Source organism: Sphingomonas sp. Leaf230, assembly GCF_001421745.1.
Taxonomy (GTDB): Bacteria; Pseudomonadota; Alphaproteobacteria; order Sphingomonadales; family Sphingomonadaceae; genus Sphingomonas.
In genome coordinates, this window is record NZ_LMKW01000010.1 from 435,078 (window position 1) to 459,123 (window position 24,046).

At 67.1% G+C, this 24,046-nt stretch carries 20 protein-coding genes and 1 tRNA gene; 11 read left to right on the forward strand and 10 right to left on the reverse strand.

Annotation, left to right across the window (positions count from 1 at the left end; all coding sequences use genetic code 11):
• Positions 1–3 precede the first annotated feature (3 nt).
• On the forward strand, positions 4–2,421 hold the full coding sequence (locus ASE82_RS14045) for a bifunctional diguanylate cyclase/phosphodiesterase (RefSeq protein WP_056064472.1): 2,418 nt from the start codon (positions 4–6) through the stop codon (positions 2,419–2,421).
• Between the two features lie 4 nt (positions 2,422–2,425).
• Here ASE82_RS14045 and ASE82_RS14050 read toward each other — a convergent pair whose 3' ends face one another.
• Entirely contained in the window at positions 2,426–2,794 is a 369-nt protein-coding gene (locus ASE82_RS14050; RefSeq protein WP_056064475.1) for a hypothetical protein, read from the reverse strand.
• Between the two features lie 197 nt (positions 2,795–2,991).
• On the opposite strand from ASE82_RS14050, the gene ASE82_RS14055 reads away from it, so the two are divergent.
• The 3 genes from ASE82_RS14055 (at position 2,992) to ASE82_RS14065 (ending at position 5,250) form a co-directional block, all read left to right on the forward strand.
• The gene (locus ASE82_RS14055; RefSeq protein WP_235524710.1) at positions 2,992–4,461 is read left to right on the forward strand and encodes a PAS domain-containing protein; all 1,470 of its coding nucleotides are present in this window, start codon (positions 2,992–2,994) and stop codon (positions 4,459–4,461) included.
• A 14-nt stretch (positions 4,462–4,475) separates the two neighbouring features.
• Positions 4,476–4,808, forward strand: coding sequence for a hypothetical protein (locus ASE82_RS14060; RefSeq protein ID WP_056064479.1), 333 nt, complete (start codon positions 4,476–4,478; stop codon positions 4,806–4,808).
• A gap of 91 nt (positions 4,809–4,899) precedes the next feature.
• Positions 4,900–5,250: a response regulator gene (locus ASE82_RS14065; RefSeq protein WP_056064481.1), complete on the forward strand. Its 351-nt coding sequence runs from the start codon at positions 4,900–4,902 to the stop codon at positions 5,248–5,250.
• 44 nt (positions 5,251–5,294) lie between these two features.
• Here ASE82_RS14065 and ASE82_RS14070 read toward each other — a convergent pair whose 3' ends face one another.
• The 7 genes from ASE82_RS14070 to ASE82_RS14100 form a co-directional block, all read right to left on the reverse strand.
• On the reverse strand, positions 5,295–5,600 hold the full coding sequence (locus ASE82_RS14070; RefSeq protein WP_056064484.1) for a hypothetical protein: 306 nt from the start codon (positions 5,598–5,600) through the stop codon (positions 5,295–5,297).
• A 27-nt stretch (positions 5,601–5,627) separates the two neighbouring features.
• Positions 5,628–6,512, reverse strand: coding sequence for a type 1 glutamine amidotransferase (locus ASE82_RS14075; protein ID WP_056064487.1), 885 nt, complete (start codon positions 6,510–6,512; stop codon positions 5,628–5,630).
• Between the two features lie 83 nt (positions 6,513–6,595).
• On the reverse strand, positions 6,596–7,672 hold the full coding sequence (locus ASE82_RS14080; protein ID WP_056064490.1) for a lipocalin-like domain-containing protein: 1,077 nt from the start codon (positions 7,670–7,672) through the stop codon (positions 6,596–6,598).
• The gene (locus ASE82_RS14085) at positions 7,672–10,218 is read right to left on the reverse strand and encodes an FtsX-like permease family protein (RefSeq protein ID WP_056064493.1); all 2,547 of its coding nucleotides are present in this window, start codon (positions 10,216–10,218) and stop codon (positions 7,672–7,674) included. The genes ASE82_RS14080 and ASE82_RS14085 overlap by 1 nt, the downstream gene beginning before the upstream one ends.
• The gene (locus tag ASE82_RS14090; protein ID WP_156348894.1) at positions 10,208–10,894 is read right to left on the reverse strand and encodes an ABC transporter ATP-binding protein; all 687 of its coding nucleotides are present in this window, start codon (positions 10,892–10,894) and stop codon (positions 10,208–10,210) included. The genes ASE82_RS14085 and ASE82_RS14090 overlap by 11 nt, the downstream gene beginning before the upstream one ends.
• A gap of 63 nt (positions 10,895–10,957) precedes the next feature.
• Complete coding sequence (locus ASE82_RS14095) at positions 10,958–13,165, reverse strand: penicillin acylase family protein (protein ID WP_056064498.1); 2,208 nt, start codon at positions 13,163–13,165, stop codon at positions 10,958–10,960.
• Between the two features lie 119 nt (positions 13,166–13,284).
• Positions 13,285–13,359: transfer RNA gene (locus tag ASE82_RS14100), tRNA-Gly, on the reverse strand.
• A 165-nt stretch (positions 13,360–13,524) separates the two neighbouring features.
• On the opposite strand from ASE82_RS14100, the gene ASE82_RS14105 reads away from it, so the two are divergent.
• The 6 genes from ASE82_RS14105 to ASE82_RS14130 all read left to right on the forward strand — a co-directional run bounded on the left by ASE82_RS14105 (position 13,525) and on the right by ASE82_RS14130 (position 21,248).
• Positions 13,525–14,307, forward strand: a complete 783-nt coding sequence (locus ASE82_RS14105) for an ImuA family protein (protein ID WP_056064502.1) — start codon at positions 13,525–13,527, stop codon at positions 14,305–14,307.
• Positions 14,276–15,745 carry a Y-family DNA polymerase gene (locus ASE82_RS14110; protein ID WP_235524721.1) on the forward strand — a complete coding sequence of 490 codons (1,470 nt, stop codon included), beginning with the start codon at positions 14,276–14,278 and terminating at the stop codon, positions 15,743–15,745. The genes ASE82_RS14105 and ASE82_RS14110 overlap by 32 nt, the downstream gene beginning before the upstream one ends.
• 13 nt (positions 15,746–15,758) lie before the next feature.
• Entirely contained in the window at positions 15,759–19,091 is a 3,333-nt protein-coding gene (locus tag ASE82_RS14115; protein WP_056064505.1) for an error-prone DNA polymerase, read from the forward strand.
• Positions 19,092–19,531: 440 nt separating this feature from the next.
• Positions 19,532–20,428 (forward strand): tetratricopeptide repeat protein, encoded by an 897-nt coding sequence (locus ASE82_RS14120; RefSeq protein WP_056064508.1) that lies wholly within the window; start codon positions 19,532–19,534, stop codon positions 20,426–20,428.
• Entirely contained in the window at positions 20,425–21,066 is a 642-nt protein-coding gene (locus ASE82_RS14125) for an LON peptidase substrate-binding domain-containing protein (protein ID WP_056064511.1), read from the forward strand. Before ASE82_RS14120 ends, ASE82_RS14125 begins: the two co-directional genes overlap by 4 nt.
• Complete coding sequence (locus tag ASE82_RS14130; RefSeq protein WP_056064514.1) at positions 21,063–21,248, forward strand: Trm112 family protein; 186 nt, start codon at positions 21,063–21,065, stop codon at positions 21,246–21,248. Before ASE82_RS14125 ends, ASE82_RS14130 begins: the two co-directional genes overlap by 4 nt.
• 10 nt (positions 21,249–21,258) lie before the next feature.
• On the opposite strand, the gene ASE82_RS14135 is transcribed toward ASE82_RS14130, so the two are convergent.
• Together ASE82_RS14135 and ASE82_RS14140 are read right to left on the reverse strand one after the other, a co-directional pair.
• The gene (locus ASE82_RS14135; RefSeq protein WP_056064517.1) at positions 21,259–22,425 is read right to left on the reverse strand and encodes an alpha-hydroxy-acid oxidizing protein; all 1,167 of its coding nucleotides are present in this window, start codon (positions 22,423–22,425) and stop codon (positions 21,259–21,261) included.
• A 26-nt stretch (positions 22,426–22,451) separates the two neighbouring features.
• Positions 22,452–23,249: a class II aldolase/adducin family protein gene (locus ASE82_RS14140; protein WP_056064520.1), complete on the reverse strand. Its 798-nt coding sequence runs from the start codon at positions 23,247–23,249 to the stop codon at positions 22,452–22,454.
• Positions 23,250–23,344: 95 nt separating this feature from the next.
• On the opposite strand from ASE82_RS14140, the gene ASE82_RS14145 reads away from it, so the two are divergent.
• On the forward strand, positions 23,345–24,010 hold the full coding sequence (locus ASE82_RS14145) for a Crp/Fnr family transcriptional regulator (RefSeq protein ID WP_056064523.1): 666 nt from the start codon (positions 23,345–23,347) through the stop codon (positions 24,008–24,010).
• Positions 24,011–24,046 lie beyond the last annotated feature (36 nt).

Consider the following 24,046-nt stretch of genomic DNA (forward strand, 5'->3'; position numbering starts at 1 on the left):
ACCATGCTACCCACTCTCTTCAATCTCCATTTCCAGCACTCCGGCTACCTGGTCGTCGTCGCGATCGGAATTTGCCTGACCGCGAGCTGGTCGGTGTCGCTGCTGACCACCGATATGGCCAACGCCTCGCAGCGCGAGCCGTTCGGCTGGCGTCACGGCGCGCTGGCGCTGGCCGCCGGGTTGGGGGTGTGGGCGACGCACTTCATCGCCATCCTCGCATATCGGCCCGACCTGCTGCTGCGGTACGACCCGTTGGTGACGACGGTGTCGGCGCTGGTCGGGATCCTGACCGTCGGCGTGCCGATCGTCGCGATCACGCGGTTGCGGTCGCACAACGGGCGGATCGTCGCCGCGGGCGCGGCGGGGGCGGGGATCTGGTGCATGCACGCGGTCGGCATCACCGGCATGACCGACTGTATCCACGTCTTTTCGTGGCCGACCAATGCCGCCGGGCTGATCATGGGGACGCTGCTGCTGTCGTCGTGGCAGATCAACCGCAGATGGTCGCGCTCGCGGCCGATCGGGTGCCTGGTTTTCGCGCTGTCGATCTGCGTCACGCATTTCCTGTCGCTGTCGGGTGACCTCGTCCTCGGCAGCATAAACGACGTGCCCGGCAGCGTGTTGTCGCCGGGACTGGTCGCGGCCTGCATGACCTTCGCGGTGTCGGTCACCTGCCTCGGCAGCCTGCTGACCTTCGCGCGGTTCAAGACGACGCGCGAGGAAGAGGCGCAGACGCTGAAGTCGGTGATGGAGAGCATGTCCGACGGGCTGGTGTTCATCGACCGCGAAGGCCGCCTGCGTCATTTCAACCGGCGTTTCCTCGACCTGTTCAACACGCCGGTCGACGCGATCGGCCCAGGGCTGACGATCGACCAGTTCCTCGACGTCATCGCGACATGCCGCGGCTGGGCAGCGGAGAAGCGTACGCTGGTCGGGGGCGCGATGAAGCAGTGGGTGCAGCTCGACGACGATTTCGACCGCGAGTGCGAGATGGAGGATGGCCGCACTTATCAGATGCAGTGCCGGTCGATCCCGCGACAGGGCATCGTGCTGACGTTCAACGACGTCAGCGCCGAACGCCGTGCGCTCGATAACCTCACGCATCTCGCCTATCACGATCCGCTGACCGGCCTGCGCAACCGCCGCGCGCTGCGCGAGGAGAAGGAGGCACGGATCGGTCTCGGCGAGCCGTTCTCGCTGCTGTTGATCGACCTCGACGATTTCAAGCGGATCAACGATGCGTACGGCCATGCGGTCGGCGATACGTTGCTGATCCATGTCGCGGCCGAGCTGACCAGCCTGTTGCCCGACGACAGCTTCGTCGCGCGGATGGGCGGCGACGAGATCGCGATCATCGCCACGCAGCTGGGCGACGCGGCGACCGCGCTGGCCGACACGATCGTCGTCCGGCTGAGCGCGCCGGTGATCATCGACGAACGCCGGCTGCTGCCCGGATGCAGCATCGGCATCGCCGGGTTTGCCAACGACCTGACGCCCGACGAACTGATGAAGCGCGCCGACATGGCGCTCTACGAGGCGAAGCGACGCGGGCGCCGGCGTGCGCAACCCTATGTCTCGGGCCTCGCCGAGCGCCTGGTCGAACGGCAGCACATCACCGACGACCTGTACGAAGCGGTGCAGAATGGCGGCTTCTCGCTCGCGTTCCAGCCGGTGGTGGCGCTGTCGTCGGGCATCACGACGGGATACGAGGCGCTGATCCGCTGGAACCACCCGACGCGCGGCTGGATATCGCCCGATACCTTCATCCCGATCGCCGAGGATTGCGGCCTGATCGAGGAAATCGGGCGGTGGGTTATCATGGAAGCGTGCCGCCAGCTGGCGGGCTGGTCGTCGCACCTGCATGTCGCGATCAACGTGTCTGCGGGACAGCTGAAGTCGGACGCGCTGCTGCACCATCTGACGCAGGCGATCCTGGTCTATGGTATCGCGCCGGAGCGGGTCGAGGTCGAGATCACAGAGACCGCGCTGATCGACGATGCCGCGCGCACGGCGGCGATGCTGGCGCGCATCCGCCGGACCGGGATCAAGGTCGCGCTCGACGATTTCGGCACCGGCCAGTCGTCGCTCGCGCATCTTCGCGATTTCCAGTTCGACCGGATCAAGATCGACCGAAGCTTCGTGATCGAGGCGGGCTCCGACGCGCGGTGCATGGCGGTGTTGCGCGCGACCGTCGCGATCGGCCAGGAACTCGGCGTCCTGACGCACGCGGAGGGAGTCGAGACGCGCGAACAGCTCGAACTGTTGCGGTCGATCGGCTGCGACGCGGTGCAGGGCTATCTGGTCGGGCGGCCGGTCGTGCCGTTCACCGATGCGGTCGCCACACTCGTGCCAGCGGCGGTGGGCATGGTCCCCAGCCCGTCAGGCGACGATCCGGCGGCTGTCGCACGGATCGCCGCCTGACCCCTTACCGGCAGATCCGCAGCGCGATCGCGTCGAGTTCGCGGTCGTAGCTGGCGCGCTCGGCCGTGCTCAGGAAGCCCTGTTTTGCGACGAAGCGGTCGGTGGCGCGGCGGACCCTGTCGACTCGCTGCCAGAGTTGCGTGCCTTGACGCTCGGTGATCCGGCGGGCTTTCCGCGCGGTGCCGATATCCGCCTGGAGGATGTTCGCGCGCACCGAGATATGCGCCTGGCGCGGGTCCTTGATCGATCCACCTAGCTCGCCCTCGACCGCGTGCTGCTCGGTCCGGTTGCAGCTCGGATAATCCTGTCGCGGGGTCTGCGCCGCGGCACCGGTCGCGCCGACCGCCAAGACGACGAACATGAGACTTTTCACGATTGCTCTCCTGCCACGCACCCCATCGGTGCGGCACGCGCGCTACCGCGATCAACCTGAACGGTGGTTGTGCACGTCCCATGAAATAGTGTCACGTCGCGAATAATGTCAGGCCGTTGAATTGCTTCGCCGTAATGACGGTATGCTATTGTGGACGTGTCAGACTTTGGGTAGCAAATAGTCGCTTGGAACAGAGTGTGAACCAGACGTCCTTGCGGGACGAGGACGCGGATCATACGCTGATCATGGCGGCGTTCGGCCGTTCGCTGGACGCGGCCGATCCTTTCGTTGTCGGGTTCAACGAAGCGATCTTGCCTATGGCGATCAGCGATCCGACGCTTCCCGACAACCCGATCATTCACGTGAACGCGGCGTTCGAGCGTCTGACCGGCTATGCCCGCGACGAGGTGGTCGGGCGGAATTGTCGGTTCCTGCAAGGGCCGGAGACGTATCCCGAGGACGTGTCGCGGCTGCGGGATGCGATCGGGCGGTCCGAGCGGATCGAGATCGACCTGCTCAACCATCGCAAGGACGGGACGCCGTTCTGGAACCGGTTGCTGGTCGCGCCGGTGTTCGATCGCGGCCGGCATCTTCGCTATTACGTCGCGTCCCAGCACGACGTGACGCTCGAACGCGAAACGCTCGCGCTGCTGGAGGCTGAGCAGCGCGAGCTCGAGGCGTCTGCAGCGGAGACGCAGGTTCGGCTCGCCGACAGCGCCGCGCGGCTGCAATTCGCGTTGAAGGCGGGGCGGCTGGGGGCGTGGACCTTCCATCCCGCCAGCCAGCATCTCGACGCCTCGGACGGCTGCAAGATCGTCTTCGGCTATGATCCGGGCGCGGCGTTCGGTTATCCCGAGTTCCTCGAAACGATCCATCCGGAGGATCGCGCGCGTGTCGTCGAGGCGATCCAGGAGACGATCGCGACGGGATGCGACTACGATATCGAATACCGCATCGTGACGCCGACGGCCGAGGTTCGCTGGGTCGCGATCCGCGGCGAATTGCTGACGCGCGCGGATGGCACGGCGCTGTCGATGACCGGCTTCTCGACCGACATCACCGAGCGCAAGCGGACCGAGGAACATCGCGCATTGTTGGCGGGCGAGCTGACGCACCGGGTCAAGAACACGCTCGCGACGGTCAGCGCGATCGTCAACCAGACGTTGCGCGATGCCGCGTCGATGTCCGAGGCACGCGACACGATCGGGGCGCGGATCGGATCGCTGGCGGTCGCGCACGACCTGTTGCTGCGCGACGAGGTCGAGGGTGCGACGATCGCGGATATCGTGGCCGGGGTAATGGCGCCGTTCGACGATGGCGGCGGTCGCCTGTTCTCGGTCGAGGGGCCGCATGTCCGGCTCGAGCCGCGCGTGACGCTTGCCTTGTCGATGGCACTTCACGAGCTGGCGACCAATGCCGCCAAATATGGCGCGCTCCACGTCGCGGGCGGGCATGTCACGATTTCATGGAGCGTCGGCATCGGTGAAGGCGGACGAAGGCTGGCCTTCATGTGGGAGGAGACCGGTGGCCCGGTGGTCACCCCGCCGACACGTACAGGGTTTGGATCGCGGATGATCGAACGCGTGCTTGCACAGCACATGCGCGGCACCGCCCGGATCGAGTATCGCGACACCGGCGTCGTCTTCACGATCGACGCGCCGCTCTAGGCTCGCTTGCGTCGATGCCGAAACCGCCCCCGCTGACGACCCCCGACGGACGATATATCGTGGTGCGCGGACGGCTTTGGCGTACCGCTAACCCCGGCTTGTCGGACGACGAACGCGCTCGACTGGTCGCGGCGTTGATGGACGGGCGGCGGGGCGTCGCCACGGCGAAGCGGGGCGGCGACAGCGCGGCGGAGGCGGCTGCGCGGTCCGCGGTCGATGCGGCGAAGCATGGTCTGGGCGAGCGCGGGCCGGTGTGGTGGACGGACGGTGCGCCCGACCTGAACCGGCACATGGCGCGGACGACGCCCTATGCCGACTGGTTTGCGACAGTGGATGACGCATCGTAACCAAATTACGCAATTCGACTTAATCTATGTCAAGGCTGGGTCCGACCGGCAGCCGGCGCGTTGAGTGACCCTAGGTATCCGGGAAACGTAGATGTGCCACGTACTTGTGATCGAAGACGATTGGCTGATCGCGGATCACATCATCAGCTTGATCGAGCAAGCGGGCGCGACATCCTATGATCAGGCCGATTGCGAGACCGACGCGGTCTTCGCTGCGGGCGCGCGCATCCCGGACATGATCGTGTCCGACGTCCGGCTGCGCGAGGGGACCGGGCCGCTGGCGGTGCAACGGATCATCGCCGCGCACGGCAACATACCCGTGATGTTCATAACCGGGACACCCGAAGCCTGCATGCCCTGCGATCCGCCGGCCGAAGTGCTCGACAAGCCGATCATGGAGTCCGCGGTCATCGCGACATTCCGAAGACTCGCCCCGCACTGATTGGTGCGAGGTACGGCAGGGTGGCGCCGTACCCCGATTGGCTTTCAGCCCTGGATATCGCTCGCGTCGAATTCCTTGAACGCGGCCTTCACCTCGGCGGCGCGGGCATCGTCCGCGATGTCGACCGAGACGACGATCTTGCCTTCCAGCGCCGCATCGTCGCGTGATTCCGGCGTTGGGTTCTTGCCTTCGGTATCCGAACCGGCTTTCTCGTCGCCGACGCTGTTGTCCGCGCCGTCGGTGGTGATGAAGATGTCGGTCCGCTCGATGCCCTGCTCCTGGACCAGGCGCTCGACGGTCATCTCGGCTTCGCGGCGGGTATCGAACTTTGCCTTGAGAGTGGTGGACATTGGTCGCTCCTAGTTGCGGTTAAAAGGTCAGGCGGGACACAGATCGGGCGATGCGGCGTGTGCGCGATCGCTGGCGTCGATGTCCGCGAGGTGATCGAGGAAGTTGGTCAGTTCGGTGCGGCGGCGCGCCTCGTCGGCGAACTCGCGGTCGACGCCGAGCGCCCATAGCAGCGAGCGGCGATCGGGATCGTCGTGGAGCGCATCGAGCTGGTCCGCGCGGTGCTCGACATCGTCGGCCGTCTCCGCAAGCCCGGCTTCGACGATGTCCTCGGCCTGGCGCCGCAGCGCGACTGCAATCTCGCCGAGCGCGAGTTCGGGGTGATATTGCACACCCCAGAACGTCCCGCCGTCGTGGCGTATCTCGGCGGCCTGGATCGTCGTGACGGCGTTGCTCGCCAGCAGAGTGGCGTCGGCGGGAAGCGTCTCGACCTCGTCGCCGTGGATCGCGGGGGCGTCCCAGCTGGCAGCACGGCCGGCGAGCAGCGGATGATCGCGGCCGGCGTCGGTCGGCGTGATGCGGCGTGCGATCCCGGCCTCCATCCGCTGCGGCATCTTGCGGACTTTCCCACCGGCGGCGGCGACCGCGAGCTGCAGCCCGGCGCAGGATCCGAACGACGGCGTGCCCGATGCGAATACCGATCGCATGAAGGTCAACTGTCGTCGGACCTCCGGGCTGTCGTCATAGACGTGGAGCGGCGATCCGGTGATGAACACCGCGTCGAACAGGCCAAGGGCATTGGCCTCATAGACTTGTGCATCGTCGTCGGCGGGCGCGACGATCGTGATCTCGGCATCGGGACGGAGCTGACGAAGCGTCGACGCATAGGTTTCGCCCGAGCTTTTGCCGGCATGGCGACGACGCGCCTCGCGCTCGTCCGCAGTCTCGCTTTCGGCAACCAGTAAATGCGGCAAACCCGGTCCTCTCCCGTTTCGGTTCGAGCGACCTCAACGCGCTGGCACGCGTTTCGTCCGCCGCCGCCGCAAATTTTGCGCGCTTACATTTCGAGCGCGCGCTCATACCCCGTGAGTTCGAGATAGCCACGACCGCCGCGGGTGCGGACCGCGCCCTCCCAATAGACCGGCAGGCCGCTGCGTCGGGCGTCGAGTTCCTGTGCGGCGAACATCGGTACGAGGCGCCAGCGCTGGATGCTGCCCGCGATGCGGACGCTCAGTTCCTGCGAGACCGGGTAGAGCGCGCCGGTCGCCTTGCTGCGCCATGTCGCGAGCGGGCGGAAGGCGACGTCGTTGGGGCCGAACACCGTCATGCTGCCGTCGGCGCGACGGAGCGAGCCGCCCGTCCAGACCGTGCCGCCGCCCTTGCGCCGGATGCGGAACGCCATCAGCGCGGAGCCGTCGTCGAAATTGAGCCCGGTCCAGTCCCAGCCTTGCGCGGCGGGGGCGAGGTAGTTGGACGACCATTCGCGATCGAGCCACGCCTCGCCGGTTACTGCGACCGTTCCGCCACCTTTGCGGACGCGGCCGGTCACGCGGAGATGCGGCACCGAGTAATAATAGCTCGCTTCCTCGGGGCGCGCCCCCTTGCGGCTATAGCCTCCGATCCCCTGCGGCAGGGGAGGCTGGGTCGGCTGGAAATCGAGCGCGAGGCCGAAGCCGTCCGCGTTTACACGCGTCGTCCAGCGGCCATTCCCCGCGCGGCGCAACCGCCAGTCGCGGATCGCGACGTCGGCATCGCCGGTGCGCGCCTGCGCGAGACCGAAGCCTTCGCGTGCCGCCTGCTCGCCGTGAAGCAGCTTGCCGGTGGTCGGATCGGACAGCGCGGCGTGCGCGAACAGGACCTGGCGTGCGGCGAACCGGCTCGGGTTGCGCGGATCGACCGGCGGGCGGGTGCGGAAGAAGGTGACCTGGAAACCGAGATCCTTGCCATCCTCGGTCCGCAGCCAGCCGGTGACGTACCACCATTCGGTGCGAAACGCCGGGTGCGCGCCGTGATCCGCGGGGAAACGCAAGCTGATCCCCGGCCGCACGACCGGATAGGTAGCGGGCGGCGTGGCGGCGGGCGCGGCGACACCGATCGCGGCGATCCAGCCGAGCAGGGCCCAAGGTCGCAGCATCACCAATCCTCCCGCACCGACTGTACCGCGCTTCTCGCCGTCGCGCGCCGCCCCGCCAGCATCGCGGTCGCCGCCGCCGCACCCGTCAGCGCGGTCGCGACGCCGATCAGCGTGCCGAGCGGAATGCGGGTGGTCATCGTCCAGTTGAACGACTGCGGGTTGATCACGTGGATCAGCACTTGCGACAGGACCAGGCCGAGCCCGATCCCCGCGAGCGCGCCGGTAAGCCCGACGATCGCACCCTCGGTCGCGAGCATTCTGGTGAGCTGGCCGCGGGTGAGGCCGAGATGCCGGAGCATTCCGAACTCGCGTTCGCGCGCGATCGTCTGCGCCGACATCGTCGCCGCCACGCCCGCCAGCCCGACCAGGATCGCCACCGCCTCCAGCAGATAGGTGACCGCGAAACTGCGATCGAACAGTGTCAGCGCGAGTTTCCGCAGCGTCGCCGGCTGGCCGACCTCGACCTGGGGGCGCAGGTCGGCGGGCAGGCGATCGGTCATCGCGCGCGCGACCTTGGCCGGATCCGCACCGGGCAGGATCGTCGCGGAAATCTCGTCGCGGCGATCGTCGCCCGTCAGGCGCTGGTAATCGCCCTCGTCGATCAGCACCGCGCCCGCCTGGCGCCCGTAGTCGCGCCATATGCCGGCGACGGTGAACTGCGTGCGGCCGGCGATCGGCAGCGTGATGCGCTCGCCCGCATCCCAGCCGTACAGGCGGTGCGCGGGCTCGGAGACCCAGATCGGCACCGCCTCCTTCGGTACAGGCGGCCCGCGATCGATCAGCACCAGTAGCGGATCGCGGCCACCGCGCTCGGGTCGCGCGATCAGGCTGACGGGTGGGCGATCCGCGGCGATGGTCAGCGGAATCTGCCGACTGAAGGCGAGGCGGGCGATACCCGGCGTGCCTGCGATACGCGTGCGGGTCGCCGGATCGAACGTCGCGCCGGCGGTGGTGCGCAGATACAGGTCCGCGCCGAGCACCTGGTTGAGCCACTCGTCGACTGCGCCGCGGAAGCTGGTCACCATCGTCGCCATCGCGATCATCAGCGCGGTCGAGGCGACGATCCCGCACAATGCGGTCGCCGCTTCGCCGGGCGCGCCGTGAAGGTGACGGACCGCAAGCAGGCCGGGCACGCTGCCTCGCGTCCGCCTTGCCAGCGGGGTCAGCAGCGTGCGCGCGAACCACGGCACCCCCGCGACGCCGCCCGCGAGCATCAGCGCCATCCCCAGGAATCCGAACAGCGGCAGCCCGGCGATCGCGGGCAACAGCGACGCGGCGCCTCCCGCGACGAGCAACGCGGCGGCGGGCCACCATGCGACCGGCCGCCGAGGATCGAGTACGTCGCCGGCGTTCTTGAGTGCGGCGGCCGGTGCAGCCCGCGCCGCGACGCGTGCGGGCAACGCGCTGCCCAGGATCGCCGCGAGCAGGCCGAGCGCGAAGAACCCGATCGCGGCACCGGGCTGAATCACGACGCGCGCGGTGCTGCCGCCGAAATAGCCCGCACCGAGGTCGCCGCCGAACCAGTGGAGTGCCGCCCATGCCAGGCCGTATCCTGCCGCCAGTCCCGCCGCCGCGCCGACCAGTCCGATCGCGAGCCCCTCGATCACGACCGCGGCGATGATCCCGGCGCGCGGCATGCCCAACGTCCGTAGCAGTGCGAACGCGCGTTGCCGCCGCACCACCGACAGCGACTGCGCCGAATAGACGAGGAAACCGCCGGTCAGCAGCGCGACCAGCGCCAGCATGTCGAGATTGACACGGTACGCGCGCGACAGGGCATCGCCCTGCGCGTTCTGCGTTTCGGCGGTCGACAGGATAGCGTCCGCGGGCAGGATCGCGCGCAACGCCGGCTCCGCGATCGCGCGATCCGACAGCGCGAGGTCGAGCCGATCGATCCGCCCGAGACGTCCGAACCGCCACTGCGCCGCGGCGATATCCATGACGCCGACCGCGGTCGATTCGTCCGTCGCCGGCAGCGTGCCCGCCACCCGCAACGGCACCGACCGGCCATTGGCGACGACGACCAATCGCGTGCCGATCTTCGCGCCGACCTGGGTCAGCGCCGCGCGTGACAGGAACAGCGCGGACTCGTCGAACGCCGTATCGTTGCCGGTATCGGGACCACGCGGGCGGATGCCGATCAGCGACGGTGTCACCGTGGCCGCCCGGATCACGTCGACGCCCAGCAGCGTCAGGCGAGCCTTGCCGATCCGCGCATCGATCCGCAGCACCGGGCTGGCATCGCCGACGCCATCGGCACGCGCGACGCGGGGATAGAGGCGTTCGTCGAAGCCGAGCGGGCTGGTCGCGCGGACCGACAGTTCGGCGGCACCGCTGACGCCGCGCATCGCGCCATCGAACGACGCCAGCGCGGATCCGTTGACGAGATGCACTGCGAAGCCAAGCGCCACGCCGACCGCGATCGCGACCGCCGTCAACAGGAAGCGGGCAGGGTGGAACCGCCACTCGCCCGCGATCAGCCAGCGGAGTCCCAGCCGTCCCGACCAGAGCCCGGACCCGGACTTCAGGCCAGGCTTAGGCGTCACGCCGCTCCACCAGTCCCTCGGCACCCAGCGTCAGCACGCGGTCGGCGATCGCCGCGCTCGCGTCCGAATGCGTCACCATCACGCCCGCCGCACCGTTGCCGCGCACCGCATCGGCGAACAGTGACAGCACGCGCGCGGCGGTCTCCGGATCGAGGTTGCCGGTCGGCTCGTCCGCGAGGATCAGCGCGGGGCGGTGGACGAGCGCACGGGCGATCGCCACCCGCTGCAATTCGCCCCCCGACAGATCGCGAGCATACCCGTCGCCGCGACCGTCCAGGCCGACGGCATCGAGCATCTCTTCCGCGCGCGTCGATGCCGCGGCATTATCCGGCGAAACGAGTGCGAGCGGCAGTGCGACGTTCTGGCGCAGCGTCAGATAGGGGAGGATGTGGAAGGCCTGGAACACGAAGCCGATCCGCTCGCGCCGCAATCGGGTCCGCGCGGTCTCGTCGAGCATGCCGAGGTCGATGCCGTCGATCGCCACGCTGCCCTCGTCCGCCTCGTCCAGCCCGGCGAGGATGTTGAGCAAAGTCGATTTGCCGACCCCGGATTCGCCGATGATCGCGACCAGTTCGCCCGCGCCGACCTCCAGATCCAGGTGCCGGAACAACCGCCGCGGCCCCGGTACCGACTTACCGAGCGCACGGACCGCGAGAAGGGGAGGGGCGTCAGGCATATCCAGTCCGTGCAATAGCCTGGGAGGCTCCGCAAGCGTCGACATCGCCGGATATGCGGTAGATCAGTTACCCGGCCGATAGGTTCGTTCGACGTGGCCCGTCAGTTCGTCGGGATGGAAATAGACCGGCCGCAACCGTCCCTCGGCATAGCGCGCTACCTGGTCGGCGAAATGCGGCGATCGGACGTCGCCGCTCTGGCCGCCGGCCATGACCGCCATCGCCTTCACCCGCGGGCCGAACTCGACCACCGCGACGAAGCTGTTGCCGCTGGTGCCGTAATAGCGCTTCGTCCCCGGCCACGGCTTCGCGCCGAACGATGCGAGGCTTCCCCACTGCGCCGAGGTGAACGGCACCGGGGTCGAGGCGCGGCTGTCGTCGAAATGCGGCGCGATCGAATCGTCGAGCCGCTGAAAACGGTTGATGTCCTTCCACGGCGTCCGCCAGTCGCCGAAATCCTGCTTGAGTCGAGTGACGGCCGTGCTCAGCGCGGCGAGCTTCGCATCCGGGCCGACTCGCGTGGCAATATAGTCGGGCACGTTCAGCCGCTCCGCCTGCGCGAAGCTGCCGACCTCGCGCCACAATTGGTCGCCCCAGAAGACCGCGAGACTGGTCGCGGTGGAATCATAGGCCCAGCGATGGTCCCAGCGCTTGAGCAACGCGATCGGTGCGGCAAGCGCAGCGCGACGCGGATCGCTGGCGGGAAGCGCGTCCCATGCCGCGACCAATCCGGGCAGCAGCCGCGCAAAGGCGGGGAGATAGGGATCGAACGCGGCGGCCCGCAGCGTGTCGGGTGTCCAGCCGGTCTTCCCCGTCAGCAACAGGTCGGCATGAACGCCGCGCGCATTGCCGCCGACCTGGTCCATGTAGCGCGGATAGTCCGCCGCCTTGGGGCTGTCGGGCCCCGCCGCGCTCCACGGCCAGTCGTTGGTGTTGTGCGCCCACCCTATGCGCGGGTTGAGCACGCTCGGCAGGCTGGGGAGCGTATGCAGGCCATGCCAGTCGGTCGCGGGGTCGCTGCCGTCGACCGGGCGGGTATAGTCGAAGCGATCGTCGCGGATCGGCATGAACTGCGGCATCAGGAACGCGATCTCGCCTTTGCTGTCGGCGAACAGCGTGTCGTTCGACGAATTCGCCTTCAGCGCCGCGACCTTCATGTATCCTGCGAGATCGGTCGCCTTGGTCCGAAGGTAGCTTTGTTCGAGCGCGGGGACCGGGCGCCACATCAGCGCGGTGGCGATCCATTTGCCGGCCTTGGAGGCGACGATCGGGCCGTGATGCGTGCGATAGGTGGTGAAGCTGCGCTCGGCCATCGTCCCATCGGGCTGGCGGACTCGCAGCGTAACGGTGCGTGCGACGACTGGCCGGCTGGTCTTGCCGTAGCGATAGGCATAGTCGCCGCCACGCCGCGTGATCCGCTCGGCGAACTCGTCGACGTTGTCGACCGTCGCCGAGGTGTGCATCCACCCGGCCTTCGGATTGAAGCCCTGGTAGACGAAGAACTGGCCCCAGGTGCTGGCGCCATACGCGTTCAGCCCCTCGTCGCTGGTCATCTGCGCCTCGGACCGGAAATAGAAGCTGGTGTGCGGATTGATGAGCAGCAGCGCGTGACCGTTCGCGGTCAGCCGGGGCGCGATGGCGATGCCGTTGGAGCCGGACGGCTCGCGCGGAATCATCCCCAGTTCCTCCGGCGTCGGCGGGGTCGGCTGGCCGTAGAAGGTCTTCAGGTCGCTGAGCGAGATCCGCTCGATATCGCCGCCGATGCTGCCTTCGGTGAAGCTGAGCGCCATCCACGGCTCGAACCGGGTCAGCACGCGGGGCTTTGTCTGCGGGTGCGTCGCGAGATAATAGTTCAGACCATCCGCCCAGGCCTGCATCAGCGTGCGCAACCAGGCCGGGCTCGTGGTGTAGTCCGCCTTCAACGCGACGGGATCGACGAACAGCCGCTGGCGGAGGTCCGCCCACACCGCGTCCTCTCCCACGTCAGCACCCGCCGCCTCGGCGGTCCGGCCGAGCGCGGTCAGGTAATTCGCCTCGATCCGCGGGAAATCGTCCTCCGCCTGCGCATAGATCATCCCGAACACCGCATCGGCATCCGACCGACCCTTGATATGCGGGATGCCCCAGTCGTCGCGGGTGATCGTCACGCGCTTGGCCTGCGCCTGCCATCGCTGCATGTCGGTGGGCGCCGAAATGGGGGTGGCGGAGGAGGGGGTGGCCAGCAGCAGGGCCGACAGGATCAACGGGTGACGCGCGTGCCGAGGGATTGCCATGTGCCGAGCGTAAGGCGACCGCATGGGAAATGCCATGCGTAGTGACGGTGATTAAGATGGTGGAGCGGAAGGCTGAGGCTACGTCGCCTCGCGCTGGACCGCTGTTTTCCTGAGAAAACTGGAGCGGGCGAAGGGATTCGAACCCTCGACCCCAACCTTGGCAAGGTTGTGCTCTACCCCTGAGCTACGCCCGCTCTGGCGCCTATGTCTCCGGTCTGAAGCGACACGGTGACTGGGTGAGGCGCGCTGTTAGCCCGGTGTTTCCGGGACGGCAAGCGCCTTTTCAACTTTCGCATGAAATTCGACGCAAACGAGATTCCGCTTGGCGACTCCTGCACTAGAACATTACAAGAACAATTGTGAACGAGTCGCTTGCCTTGATAGCCCGCCTGAAGCGGATTGCCACGACGGGGATGCCGACTCAGGGTGATGGCCGTGCGGACGATGCGTGGCTGACGCAGGGGATGGCGAAGGCGCAGCTGCACGAGATTTTCGCGACGGTCGACGATTCGGCGAGTGGCGCGGGGTTCGCGATCGCTTCGGTGTTGGCGGCAAAGGCGGCGCCGGTAATGTGGCTGCGCACCGAGGCAAGCGAGCGCCAGGGCGGGCGGTTGCATGCGACCGGGCTGGTCGAGATGGGGCTCGACGTGACGTCGCTGGTGCTGGGGCTGGTCGAGGACGAGGCGAGCTTGCTGCGCGCCGCCGCCGATGCTGCGCGGTGCCACGGGCTCGGCACGTTGCTGATCGAGTCTTGGGGACGTGCGCCGAAGATCGACCTGACCGCGACGCGGCGGCTGATGCTGGCCGCGGAAGCGTCGGGTGTGACTATCCTAAGCCTTCGCATCGGTGCCGAACCGGTGCCGAGTGCGGCCGCGTCGCGCTGGCAGGTTGCCGCGTGTCGCTCGCGGCCGCTGGAAGCCGACGCACCGGGCAAACCTGCCTTCGACATCGAATTGCTGCGTCGACGCGGAGGCCAGGCCGGGCTTCGCTGGCGTGTGGAGTGGGACCGTGACGCGCACATCTTCGACCAAACCGCCTTCGCCTCTGACGATTCCGCGGCGTTACCTGGCGCTGGTATTCCCGTGGCTGCCGATCGAGCGGCTGCGGACGATGCGGCCGCATTTGTTCGTCGGACGGGCTGAGACGCCGATCGCGTTCGTCGAGACGGTCTCGGGCGGGGTGCGACTAAAGGCGCTCGACCGCGAGGCGGTGCGGGCAGGACTCCAGCCGGGGCTGACGCTGGCGGATGCGCGGGCGCGGGTGCCCGAACTGGAGGTGTACGAGCATGACGCGCATGCCGATCACGAATGGCTCGAGCGGCTCGCGGATGGGTGCCAGCGGTACACGCCCTCGGTCGCGCTCGATGAGCCCGATGGGCTGATCCTCGACATCGCCGGGTGCGTGCACGAGTTCGAGGGCGAGCGGCGATTGGCGGCCGATCTGGAGGAGCGCCTTGCGCGGCGCGGGCTGCTGGTGCGTCATGCGTTCGGCGACACCCCCGATACGGCGCGGGCGCTGGCGCGGTATGCGGGGGCGCCGGCGCCGGATGAAAAGCGGGCGGTGAAGCGGTTGCCGGTGGCGGCGTTGGGCTTGGATGAGGATGCGACGACCGCCTTGTCGCGTGCCGGGCTGAAGACGGTGGGCGACGTGATGGCGCGGCCGCTCGCAACGATCGCGGCGCGGTTCGGGGGGGAGGCGGCGATGATGATCCGCCGGCTCGACGGGTCGGTGAAGGGACCGATCGTCGCTCGACGCACCGTGGCCAAGATCGGTGTCGAACGCCGCTTCGCCGAACCCATCGCGCGCACCGAATACGCGCTGGAGATGCTCGCCGAACTCGCCACCGAAGCGGCGGCTCAGCTTGCCGACCGTCACGAAGGTGGCCGGCGGTGGGAGGCGCGCCTGTTCCGTGCGGACGGCCTCGTCCAGCGGTTGCGGATCGAGACCGGCCAGCCGACGCGCGACGTGGCGCTGTTGATGCGGCTGTTCCGCGAGCGGATCGACAGCCTCGCCGACCCGCTCGATCCGGGGTTCGGCTATGATCTCGTCCGCCTCGATGTTGCGTTAGCGGAGAAGCTCGATGCGTCGCAGTTGAAGCTTGAGGGCGGAGAGGCACAGAAGGGGGAGGTCGCGCAACTCGTCGACCAGCTCGGCACGCGACTGGGGCGAACCCGCGTCCGCCGGTTCTCGGCGCGCGATAGTCATATCCCCGAACAGGCGGAGCTGATGCTGCCCGCCGCCGAGGCGCCCGCCCCGACGCCGTGGACTGCGCCGGAGACGGGCGAACCGCCGCTGCGCCCGATCTATTTGTTCGATCCGCCGCAACCGATCGAATCGATGATGGCCGAGGTCCCCGACGGGCCCCCGCACCGCTTCCGCTGGCGACGTACCGTGCACGACGTCGCGCACAGCGAAGGCCCGGAGCGGATCGCCGGCGAATGGTGGCGACGCCAGGACATACCGACGCGCGATTACTACCGCATCGAAGACCGCCGCGGCCGCCGCTTCTGGATCTTCCGCCACGGCCTGTATTCCGAGATGGAGGCGCCGCGCTGGTACCTCCACGGCGTCTTCGCGTGAACGGCGCGGCGCCATGACCCGGTTCGCCGAGCTCGTTGCCGCGACCAACTACTCGTTCCTCGACGGCGCCAGCCACCCCAGCGATATCGTCGGGCGTGCTATCGAGTTGAAACTGGCCGGTATTGGCATAGCCGATCGCAACACGGTCGCCGGAGTGGTCCGCGCCTATGATGCGCTGGAACGTGCAAAACGAGGTCAGCTCGGCGCGAATTTACCGCCGTTCGACTTCAAGCTGGTGGTCGGCGCACGTCTGGTGTTCGCCGATGGTACGCCCGACATCGTCGCCTACCCCGCGACGCGTGCCGGGTGGGGACGGCTGACGCGGCTGCTGACGCTGGGCAACCGGCGGGCCGAGAAAGGCAGCTGCATCCTCGGTCTGGACGATCTGATCGAGCACTTGGGTGAGATCCTGCTGATCGTCATGCCAGAGTGCACGGCAAGGCCCGTGGTTGCGTTGAAGGACGTCACACTTCCCCAGCGCGCCGATCCCGGTCTTGAAGCCACGCTCGTCGCCCTGCGCCCATATGTACGGCGATCGATATGGCTCGGTGTGACGATGCCGCACGGCGGTCGCGATCGGCGGCGCCAGACCCGGCTTGCTCGAATCGCTGCCAAGGCGCGCGTGCCGATACTCGCGACTAACGACGTACGCTATGCGGTAGCGGACGATCGCTCGCTTCACGACATCGTCACCTGCATTCGCGAGGGCACGACGATTCAGCGAGCCGGCAAACGGCTCGGTGCCAATGGCGAACGCCATTTGAAGGATGCGGATGAGATCGCACACCTTTACCGCGACCGGCCGCACGCCATCGCCGAGACGGCAAAGCTGCTCGCGCGGATCGACTTCACGCTCGACGAGCTCAAATACGAATATCCGCATGAGCCCGTCCCCGTAGGCTGGGACCCTCAGGGATGGCTGGAGCATCTCGCCTGGCAATCCGCGATCGACCAATATGACGGCTATGTGCCGGACAAGCTGCTGGCATCGCTGCGCGACGAGTTCGCGCTGATTCGGCAACAGGAATACGCCTATTACTTCCTGACGGTCCACGACATCGTCCGGTTCGCACGCAGCGCCGATCCGCCGATCCTGTGCCAAGGGCGCGGATCGGCCGCCAACTCGGTGGTCTGCTACGTGCTCGGCGTCACGTCGGTCGATCCGATGAAGCACGATCTGCTGTTCTCGCGCTTCGTCTCGGCTGAACGCAGCGAGCCGCCCGATATCGACGTTGATTTCGAGCATGAGCGGCGCGAAGAGGTGATGCAGTATATCTATGGGCGCTACGGTCGGGAGCGCGCGGCGATCGCAGCGACTGTCATCCATTTTCGGTCGCGTAGTACGGTGCGTGAAGTCGGCAAGGCGCTGGGCTTTACAGAGGACGTCACACAACGGCTGACCAGCACGGTGTGGGGCAGTTTCTCGAACCGATTCCCGGAACGGCGTTTTGCCGAAACGGGATTCGACATCGCCAATCCGGAAATCGCCCGGTTGCAGGACATGGTCGAACGGTTGCTCGAATTCCCGCGCCACTTGTCGCAGCATGTCGGTGGGTTCGTGCTGACGCAGGGCCGGCTCGACGAGATCGTGCCAATTCACAACGGCGCGATGGAAGACCGCACGTTCATCGAATGGGATAAGGACGATATCGATTGCCTTGGCCTGATGAAGGTCGACATTCTCGCGCTCGGCATGCTGACCTGCATCCGTAAAAGCTTCGATCTAATGCGGGAGCACGGGCTCGGCGATCATGAACTGAAGACGATCGCCAACGACGAGAATTCCAAGGTTTATGACATGCTGTGCGATGGGGACAGCATCGGTGTGTTCCAGGTCGAGAGCCGCGCGCAGATCAACATGCTGCCTCGCCTGCGACCCCGCAAACTCTACGATCTGGTGGTGCAGGTCGCGATCGTCCGGCCCGGGCCGATCGAAGGCGATATGGTGCATCCATATTTGCGGCGGCGGGCGAAGAAGGAAGTGGTGGTCTATCCCTCGCCATCGCCCGAGCATGGCCGAAGCGACGAACTCGAAGTGCTGCTCGGCGAGACATACGGCGTGCCGTTGTTCCAGGAACAGGCGATGAAGCTTGCGATCGTCGCGGCGAAGTTCACACCCGATGAGGCCAACGAACTTCGGAAATCGATGGCGACGTTTCGCAAGGTCGGAGGGATGAACAATTTCCAGGCCAAGCTAATCGGTGGGATGGTTGCGCGGGGGTATGAGGCAGAGTTCGCGGAGCGCTGTTTCAAGCAGATCGAGGGGTTCGGGTCCTACGGGTTTCCGGAGAGCCATGCGCTGTCGTTTGCGCGACTGGTGTATGTGTCATCGTGGATCAAATGCTTTCATCCGGCAGTGTTCTGCTGCGCGCTGCTCAATTCGCAGCCGATGGGGTTTTACGCGCCGGCGCAATTGGTGCGCGATGCGGTCGAGCACGGGGTGTGCGTGCTGCCGGTCGACGTGAATGCGAGTGGGTGGGATAACTCGCTTGAAGCCGGGGGCGCGGATCTGCGCCTGGGGTTTCGGCAGGTGGATGGGTTTCGGAAGGATTGGGCCGACGAGATCGTTCGCGTTCGGACTGCGCCGTTTGCTAGCATCGAGGATCTGGCGCGGCGGGCGAACCTGCCGCAGCGGGCGATGAACCTGCTGGCCGATGCGGATGCGTTCCGGTCGGTGGCGAAGGAGCGGCGCGAGGCTTTGTGGGATGTGCGTCGGACGCCGCCCAAGCAGCTTGCGCTGTTCGCGGCGGCAGAGGTACCCGAGCTTGGCGTGGAGCCTGACGCGCATCTGCCGGCGATGCCGCTGTCCGAGCAGGTCGCGGCGGATTACCAGACGACGCGGCTGTCGTTGAAGGCGCATCCTATGCAGTTCCTCCGCGAACGCTTTGCCGCCGAAGGAATCCTTTCGAGTGCGCAGGCCAATGCGACCAAGGACGGGCGCCGCGCAAAGGTCGCGGGCGTGGTGCTGGTCCGCCAGCGGCCGGGCAAGGGCAATGCGATCTTCGTGACGATCGAGGATGAGACCGGGATCACTAACGGGTTGATGTGGGCGCGCGATTTCGAGGCGAACCGCCGCGCGGTGATGGCGTCGCGGCTGATGGTGCTGGAGGGCGTGATCCAGCGCAGCGAGGAAGGCGTGACACACCTGATGACGTCGCGGGTGCAGGACCGCACCGAGATGCTGCGACTGTTGTCGGAGGATCACGCGCTGGAGCCGCCGCTGGCGCGGGTGGACGAGGTTATCCGGCCCGTCCTCACGCGGAGTCCCGATGCTCGGGCGCACCATCCGCGGGCGACGCATCCTCGCGATGTGCGTGTCCTCCCCAAGTCGCGCGACTTTCATTGAGCTTTATCGGTGCTCGTTGGTGTGGTGCCCAACATCGCCGAACGCTCTGTCACCCGGACCGGTTTGGCGCCTACCCCTCCGAATAGCGGCACCTCCCGGCGGAGGCCGGGGTCCAGTTGGGAAACGCTGCTGATAAAGGCTGCGCTCCGTAACTGCGACCTTTCCAACTGGACCCCGGCCTTCGCCGGGGAGGTGGCTTGTCTGAAGATGGAAATGCTGGCCAATTTTGGGGAGCACCGTCTCGCAAGGCCGTATCTATGCCCATGCGCACCCATGGATGTCGGAACCGCAAGCAAGACAAATGACGCCTCGACGCGCGAGCCGAATGCCAAGGCACGTTTGTCGTGCATGCCCATCCATCCTAAAGGTGGCATTCGCCGCGGGCGCGCCCCAGATAGCGCGTCTGGATTACACGGGAGTTGAACTTGGCCACGCTTGGAATGTCCCCCGCGGAGAAGGATGCCGTCGAGGCGTTCCGTCGCGATGTCGTCGAACCGTCGATGACGAAGCTCGTGATCATCGATTTCTGGGCGGAATGGTGCGGGCCCTGCAAGGCGCTGACGCCGACGCTGGAGAAGGTCGCCGCGGATTATGCCGACAAGGGCGTCGTGCTGGCCAAGGTCGATACCGACAAGAACCAGTTCATCGCCGCGCAATTCCAGATCAAGTCGATCCCGACCGTCTATGCGATGTTCCAGGGTCAGCTGGTCGCCGACATGACCAGTGCGCGCACCGAATCGCAGTTGCGCGTGATCCTCGACCAGTTGCTCAAGCAGCTGCCGATCGAAGCGGGCGCTACGGACGCGGTGCCCGACGTCGAGCCGTTGATCGCGATCGGTGAAGAGGCGCTCGCGGCCAATGACGGCGAGCGCGCACTCGGCATCTTCCGCGAGATCGCCGAGATCGCGCCCGAGCATCCGCAGGTTCATGCCGGCTTCGTTCGCGCATTGGTCGCGACCGGGCAGCTCGACGAGGCCTCGGACTGGTTGACGAACCTCGATCCGGCGATCGCCAAGGACCCGGCGATCGCCCGCGCACAGGCGGCGCTCGCACTCGCGCAGTCGGCCCCTCCGGTCGAGGATCTGTCGCCGCTGCTGGCCGCGGTCGAGGCGAACCCCGACGACTTGCAGGCCCGGTTCGCGCTCGCCAACGGGCAGATGGCGGCGAACGACCGTGATGCGGCGGCGGACACGTTCCTTGGCATCATCGCCACCGAGCGCGACTGGAACGAGGGCGCGGCGCGGACGCAGTTGTTGAAATTGTTTGAGGTCGTCGGACTCGAAGACCCGTGGGTGTCTGGACAGCGACGCCGCCTGTCTGCGATCCTGTTCGGATGACCACCGAGTCCGCCCCCCCGCGCGCCACCACGCGACTGTCGATCTTCCCGTTGCCGGGGGCGCTGCTGTTCCCCGGCATGCACCTGCCGCTGCACATGTTCGAGCCGCGCTATCGGGCGATGATCAGCGATGCGATGGCGCGCGACCGGCGGATCGGGATGATCCAGCCGCGGGGCGGACCGCATGATGACGCGGACGCGCTGTACGACATCGGCTGCGTCGGCAAGATCGCGGAGGTCGAGGCTCTGGACGACGGGCGGTACAACGTCGTGCTGGAGGGCATCGCGCTGTTCCGGATCGTCCGCGAGTTGGACGTGACGACCGCATTCCGCCAGGTCGAGGCGGAGTTGCTGCCGTTGATCGAGGACGACGCGCTGTCGCTTGGCCGGCGATCATCGCTGGAACTGGAGTCGCGTCGGTTCGCGGACATGCAGGGCTATGCGGTCGACTGGGATGCGGTCGGACGGCTCGACGACGAGAGCCTGGTCAACGGCATCGCGCAGATCGCACCGTTCGATGCCGCGGCGAAACAGGCGTTGCTCGAGGCGCCGGACATCGAGCAGCGCGCCGAGCTGATCATCCAGTTGATGCAGTTCTTCGGGCGGCACGACGGCGACGAATCGGTGACGTTGCAGTGAGCGCGCTCGATCCGTGGCTGCTCGAACGTCTCGTCTGCCCGATGACGCGCACGCCGCTCCGCTATGACGAAGCCGCGCAGGAATTGATTTCGGACGCTGCCGGGCTCGCGTACCCAATCCGCGACGGCGTGCCGGTGATGCTGGTCGAGGAAGCCCGCCGGCTCGACGAAACCGCCGCCTGATCGTCTTGCTTCAATACCCCATCCGCGTCGCGCCAGCCTCCCGTACGGCAGCGAGCGTCGGGTAGCCGTTCACCGCCATCAGCAGGTCGGCTTCGGCGAGGATGCATTTCAGCACATGCGCCGCGCCGTTCGCGCCGTCGAGCGCCAAGCCGTACGTGTAGGGCCGACCGATCCCGACCGCGGTGGCGCCGAGTGCGAGTGCCTTGACCACGTCGCTCCCTGACCGAATGCCGGAGTCGAACAGCACCGGCACGGTCCCGCTCGACGCGACCACCGCGGGCAGCATGTCGATCGCGGCGATCCCGCCGTTCGCCTGGCGACCGCCGTGGTTCGAGCAGTAGATCGCGTCCGCCCCCAGATCGATCGCGCGCCGCGCGTCGTCGGCATGGCAGATTCCCTTCAGGACGATCGGCAGCTTGGTCATCGACCGCAGCCACGGCATGTCGTCCCACGTCAGCACCTTGCCGAACGTCCCGGCCCATTGCCGCACCGCCGCGGGCAGGTCCTCGCGCGGTGGCTTGGCAAGCATCGCGCGGAAGACCGGATCGCTGAAGTAATTCTCCAGCACATGGCCGCGCAGCTGCGGGAAGTTCGCGACGTTCAGGTCGCGCGGGCGCCAGCCGGTGACCCAGGTGTCGAGCGTGACGACGATCGCCTTGTATCCGGCCGCCTCGGCACGGTGGACGAGGCTTTCGGCGAGCGGCTTGTCCTTGGGCGTGTAGAGCTGGAAGAAGCCGGACGTGTCGCCCATCGCCGCGGCGACGTCTTCGATCGGATCGTTCGACAGCGTCGACTGGATCAGCGGGACGCCGGTCAGCGCGGAAGCCCGCGCGGCGGCGAGATCACCGTGGCCGTCCTGCGTGCACAGCCCGTTGATCCCGACCGGGCTCATGAAGATCGGGCTGGGCAGCGTCATCCCGAACAGGTCGATCGACAGGTCGCGACGCGTGGCATCGACCATCATCCGCGGCGTCATGCCCCAGTGCCGGAACGCGTCGGCATTCTGGCGCTGCGTGAACTCGTCGCCGCACCCGCCCTGCAGATAGCCAAGCACCGACGGTGGCAAGGCCGCTGCCGCCCGAGCCTCGAGCGATGCGAAGTCGACCGGGACCGTCGGGACGACACCGGCGAGCCCGGCGAAATAGATTTCGTTCTGGTAATCGCCGTAATGCGCCATGCGCTGCCCTCCCAGACTGGTGGCGGTCAGTCCCGATAGCCCGGATTGACGCGGTCGAGCTTGCGCAACAGCGCCGGCCAGGCGAGCCCGTCGGCGAGCATGCGGATGCCTGCACCGCTCGATTGGCCCTCGACCTTTTCCGCGACGCCCTGGTTGGGGTTGTTCAAATTCTCGCGACCGGCGCTCAGCATCAGGACCTGCGCCTCGCAGGCGCGTTCGAGGAAATACATCCGCAGGAACGCCTGCGGCACCGATTCGCCGACCGTCAGCGTGCCGTGGTTGCGCAGGATCATCGCGTTCTTCGTGCCGAGATCCTGCACCAGCCGCTCGCGTTCCTCCAGCTCCGTCGCGATGCCCTCGAAGTCGTGATAGGCGACGTCGTGCCCGGCAATCATCGCCGTCTGCGTATGCGGGAGCAGCCCTTCGGCCATCGCCGATACCGCCTGGCCGTGCGGGGTATGGAGATGCAGCACTGCCACTGCGTCATGACGCGCGGCGTGGACCGCCGAGTGAATCACGAAGCCCGCGCGGTTGACCGGGGCGGGGGTGTCCATGACCTTGTTGCCATCGACGTCGATCTTGACCAGCGACGATGCGGTGATCTCCTCGAACATGTGCGTGTACGGGTTGATCAGGAAATGATGCTCGGGGCCGGGGACGCGCGCGGACAGATGCGTGAAGATCAGATCGTCCCAGCCGTACAGCGCGACCAGCCGGTAAGCGGCGGCGAGATCGACGCGCAGCGCCCATTCCTCGGCCGACACCTGGTCCTTGATCGTCGTTGCCGCTGCCGCCGGTTCCATCGCCTTCAATGCCGTTGCCATTATCCGCCTCCTTATGTTTGGCCCCTTGTACGACCGGCCTTCGACAAACTTTGTCTCGATGGTGACAATCTCGAAATTTCGCCTAGCCTTGCGCGATGCACGATCCGGATCACGCGATACTGGCCACCGACAGCTGGTTCGGCGCGATACCGGCGGGCCGTCGCGAGCGCCTGTTGCAGGAGGCGCGAGTCGAGGTGCTGGAGAACGGCGCGCGGATCTACGGCTCGGGCGATCCCCCGAACGGATTGTGGGCGGTGCTGGACGGGCAGGTCCGGTTGAAGGGCTTGTCCGCCAATGGTGCCGAACTGCTCGCGCTGATCGTGCGGCCGGGAACATGGTTCGGGGAATTGTCGACGCTCGACGGGCATCCGAGGCCGCACGACGCGACGGCGTTCGGCACGGCGCGACTGCTTCATGTGCCGGTGGCGGCGTTCGCGCGGGCGGCGGCGGCGGACCCGGAGCTTTACCGCGATCTCGGGCTGCTGGTGTGCGCACATCAGCGCACCGCCTTGCGGTTCATCGCGCAGAGCGTCGGGCAGTCGATCCGCGTGCGACTGGCGCAGGCGCTGATGCGCGCGTCGCAGGCGGGGGATGGTCGGATCACGATCCGTCAGGAGGAGCTCGCCGGCGTCGTCGGTATCGCGCGCCAGACGCTCAACCGGCATCTGAAGCGGTTCGAGCGCGATGGCATGGTCGCGGTGGCCTATGCGCAGGTCCGTATTCTCGACCTGCCGGGGCTGCGTGGCGTCATCACCGAATAGGGCATCGCCAAGCGCTTCTCCCGCGCGCTACACTCC

Coding starts and splice junctions, on each gene's coding strand:
- ASE82_RS14060 (WP_056064479.1), top strand. CDS start 4,476: ATGCCGAAACCGCCCCCGCTGACGACCCCCGACGGACGATATATCGTG.
- ASE82_RS14080 (WP_056064490.1), bottom strand. CDS start 7,672: ATGCTGCGACCTTGGGCCCTGCTCGGCTGGATCGCCGCGATCGGTGTC.
- ASE82_RS14120 (WP_056064508.1), top strand. CDS start 19,532: ATGTCCCCCGCGGAGAAGGATGCCGTCGAGGCGTTCCGTCGCGATGTC.
- ASE82_RS14045 (WP_056064472.1), top strand. CDS start 4: ATGCTACCCACTCTCTTCAATCTCCATTTCCAGCACTCCGGCTACCTG.
- ASE82_RS14140 (WP_056064520.1), bottom strand. CDS start 23,249: ATGGCAACGGCATTGAAGGCGATGGAACCGGCGGCAGCGGCAACGACG.
- ASE82_RS14070 (WP_056064484.1), bottom strand. CDS start 5,600: ATGTCCACCACTCTCAAGGCAAAGTTCGATACCCGCCGCGAAGCCGAG.
- ASE82_RS14125 (WP_056064511.1), top strand. CDS start 20,425: ATGACCACCGAGTCCGCCCCCCCGCGCGCCACCACGCGACTGTCGATC.
- ASE82_RS14115 (WP_056064505.1), top strand. CDS start 15,759: ATGACCCGGTTCGCCGAGCTCGTTGCCGCGACCAACTACTCGTTCCTC.
- ASE82_RS14110 (WP_235524721.1), top strand. CDS start 14,276: ATGCGGCCGCATTTGTTCGTCGGACGGGCTGAGACGCCGATCGCGTTC.
- ASE82_RS14145 (WP_056064523.1), top strand. CDS start 23,345: ATGCACGATCCGGATCACGCGATACTGGCCACCGACAGCTGGTTCGGC.
- ASE82_RS14095 (WP_056064498.1), bottom strand. CDS start 13,165: ATGGCAATCCCTCGGCACGCGCGTCACCCGTTGATCCTGTCGGCCCTG.
- ASE82_RS14090 (WP_156348894.1), bottom strand. CDS start 10,894: ATGCCTGACGCCCCTCCCCTTCTCGCGGTCCGTGCGCTCGGTAAGTCG.
- ASE82_RS14135 (WP_056064517.1), bottom strand. CDS start 22,425: ATGGCGCATTACGGCGATTACCAGAACGAAATCTATTTCGCCGGGCTC.
- ASE82_RS14065 (WP_056064481.1), top strand. CDS start 4,900: ATGTGCCACGTACTTGTGATCGAAGACGATTGGCTGATCGCGGATCAC.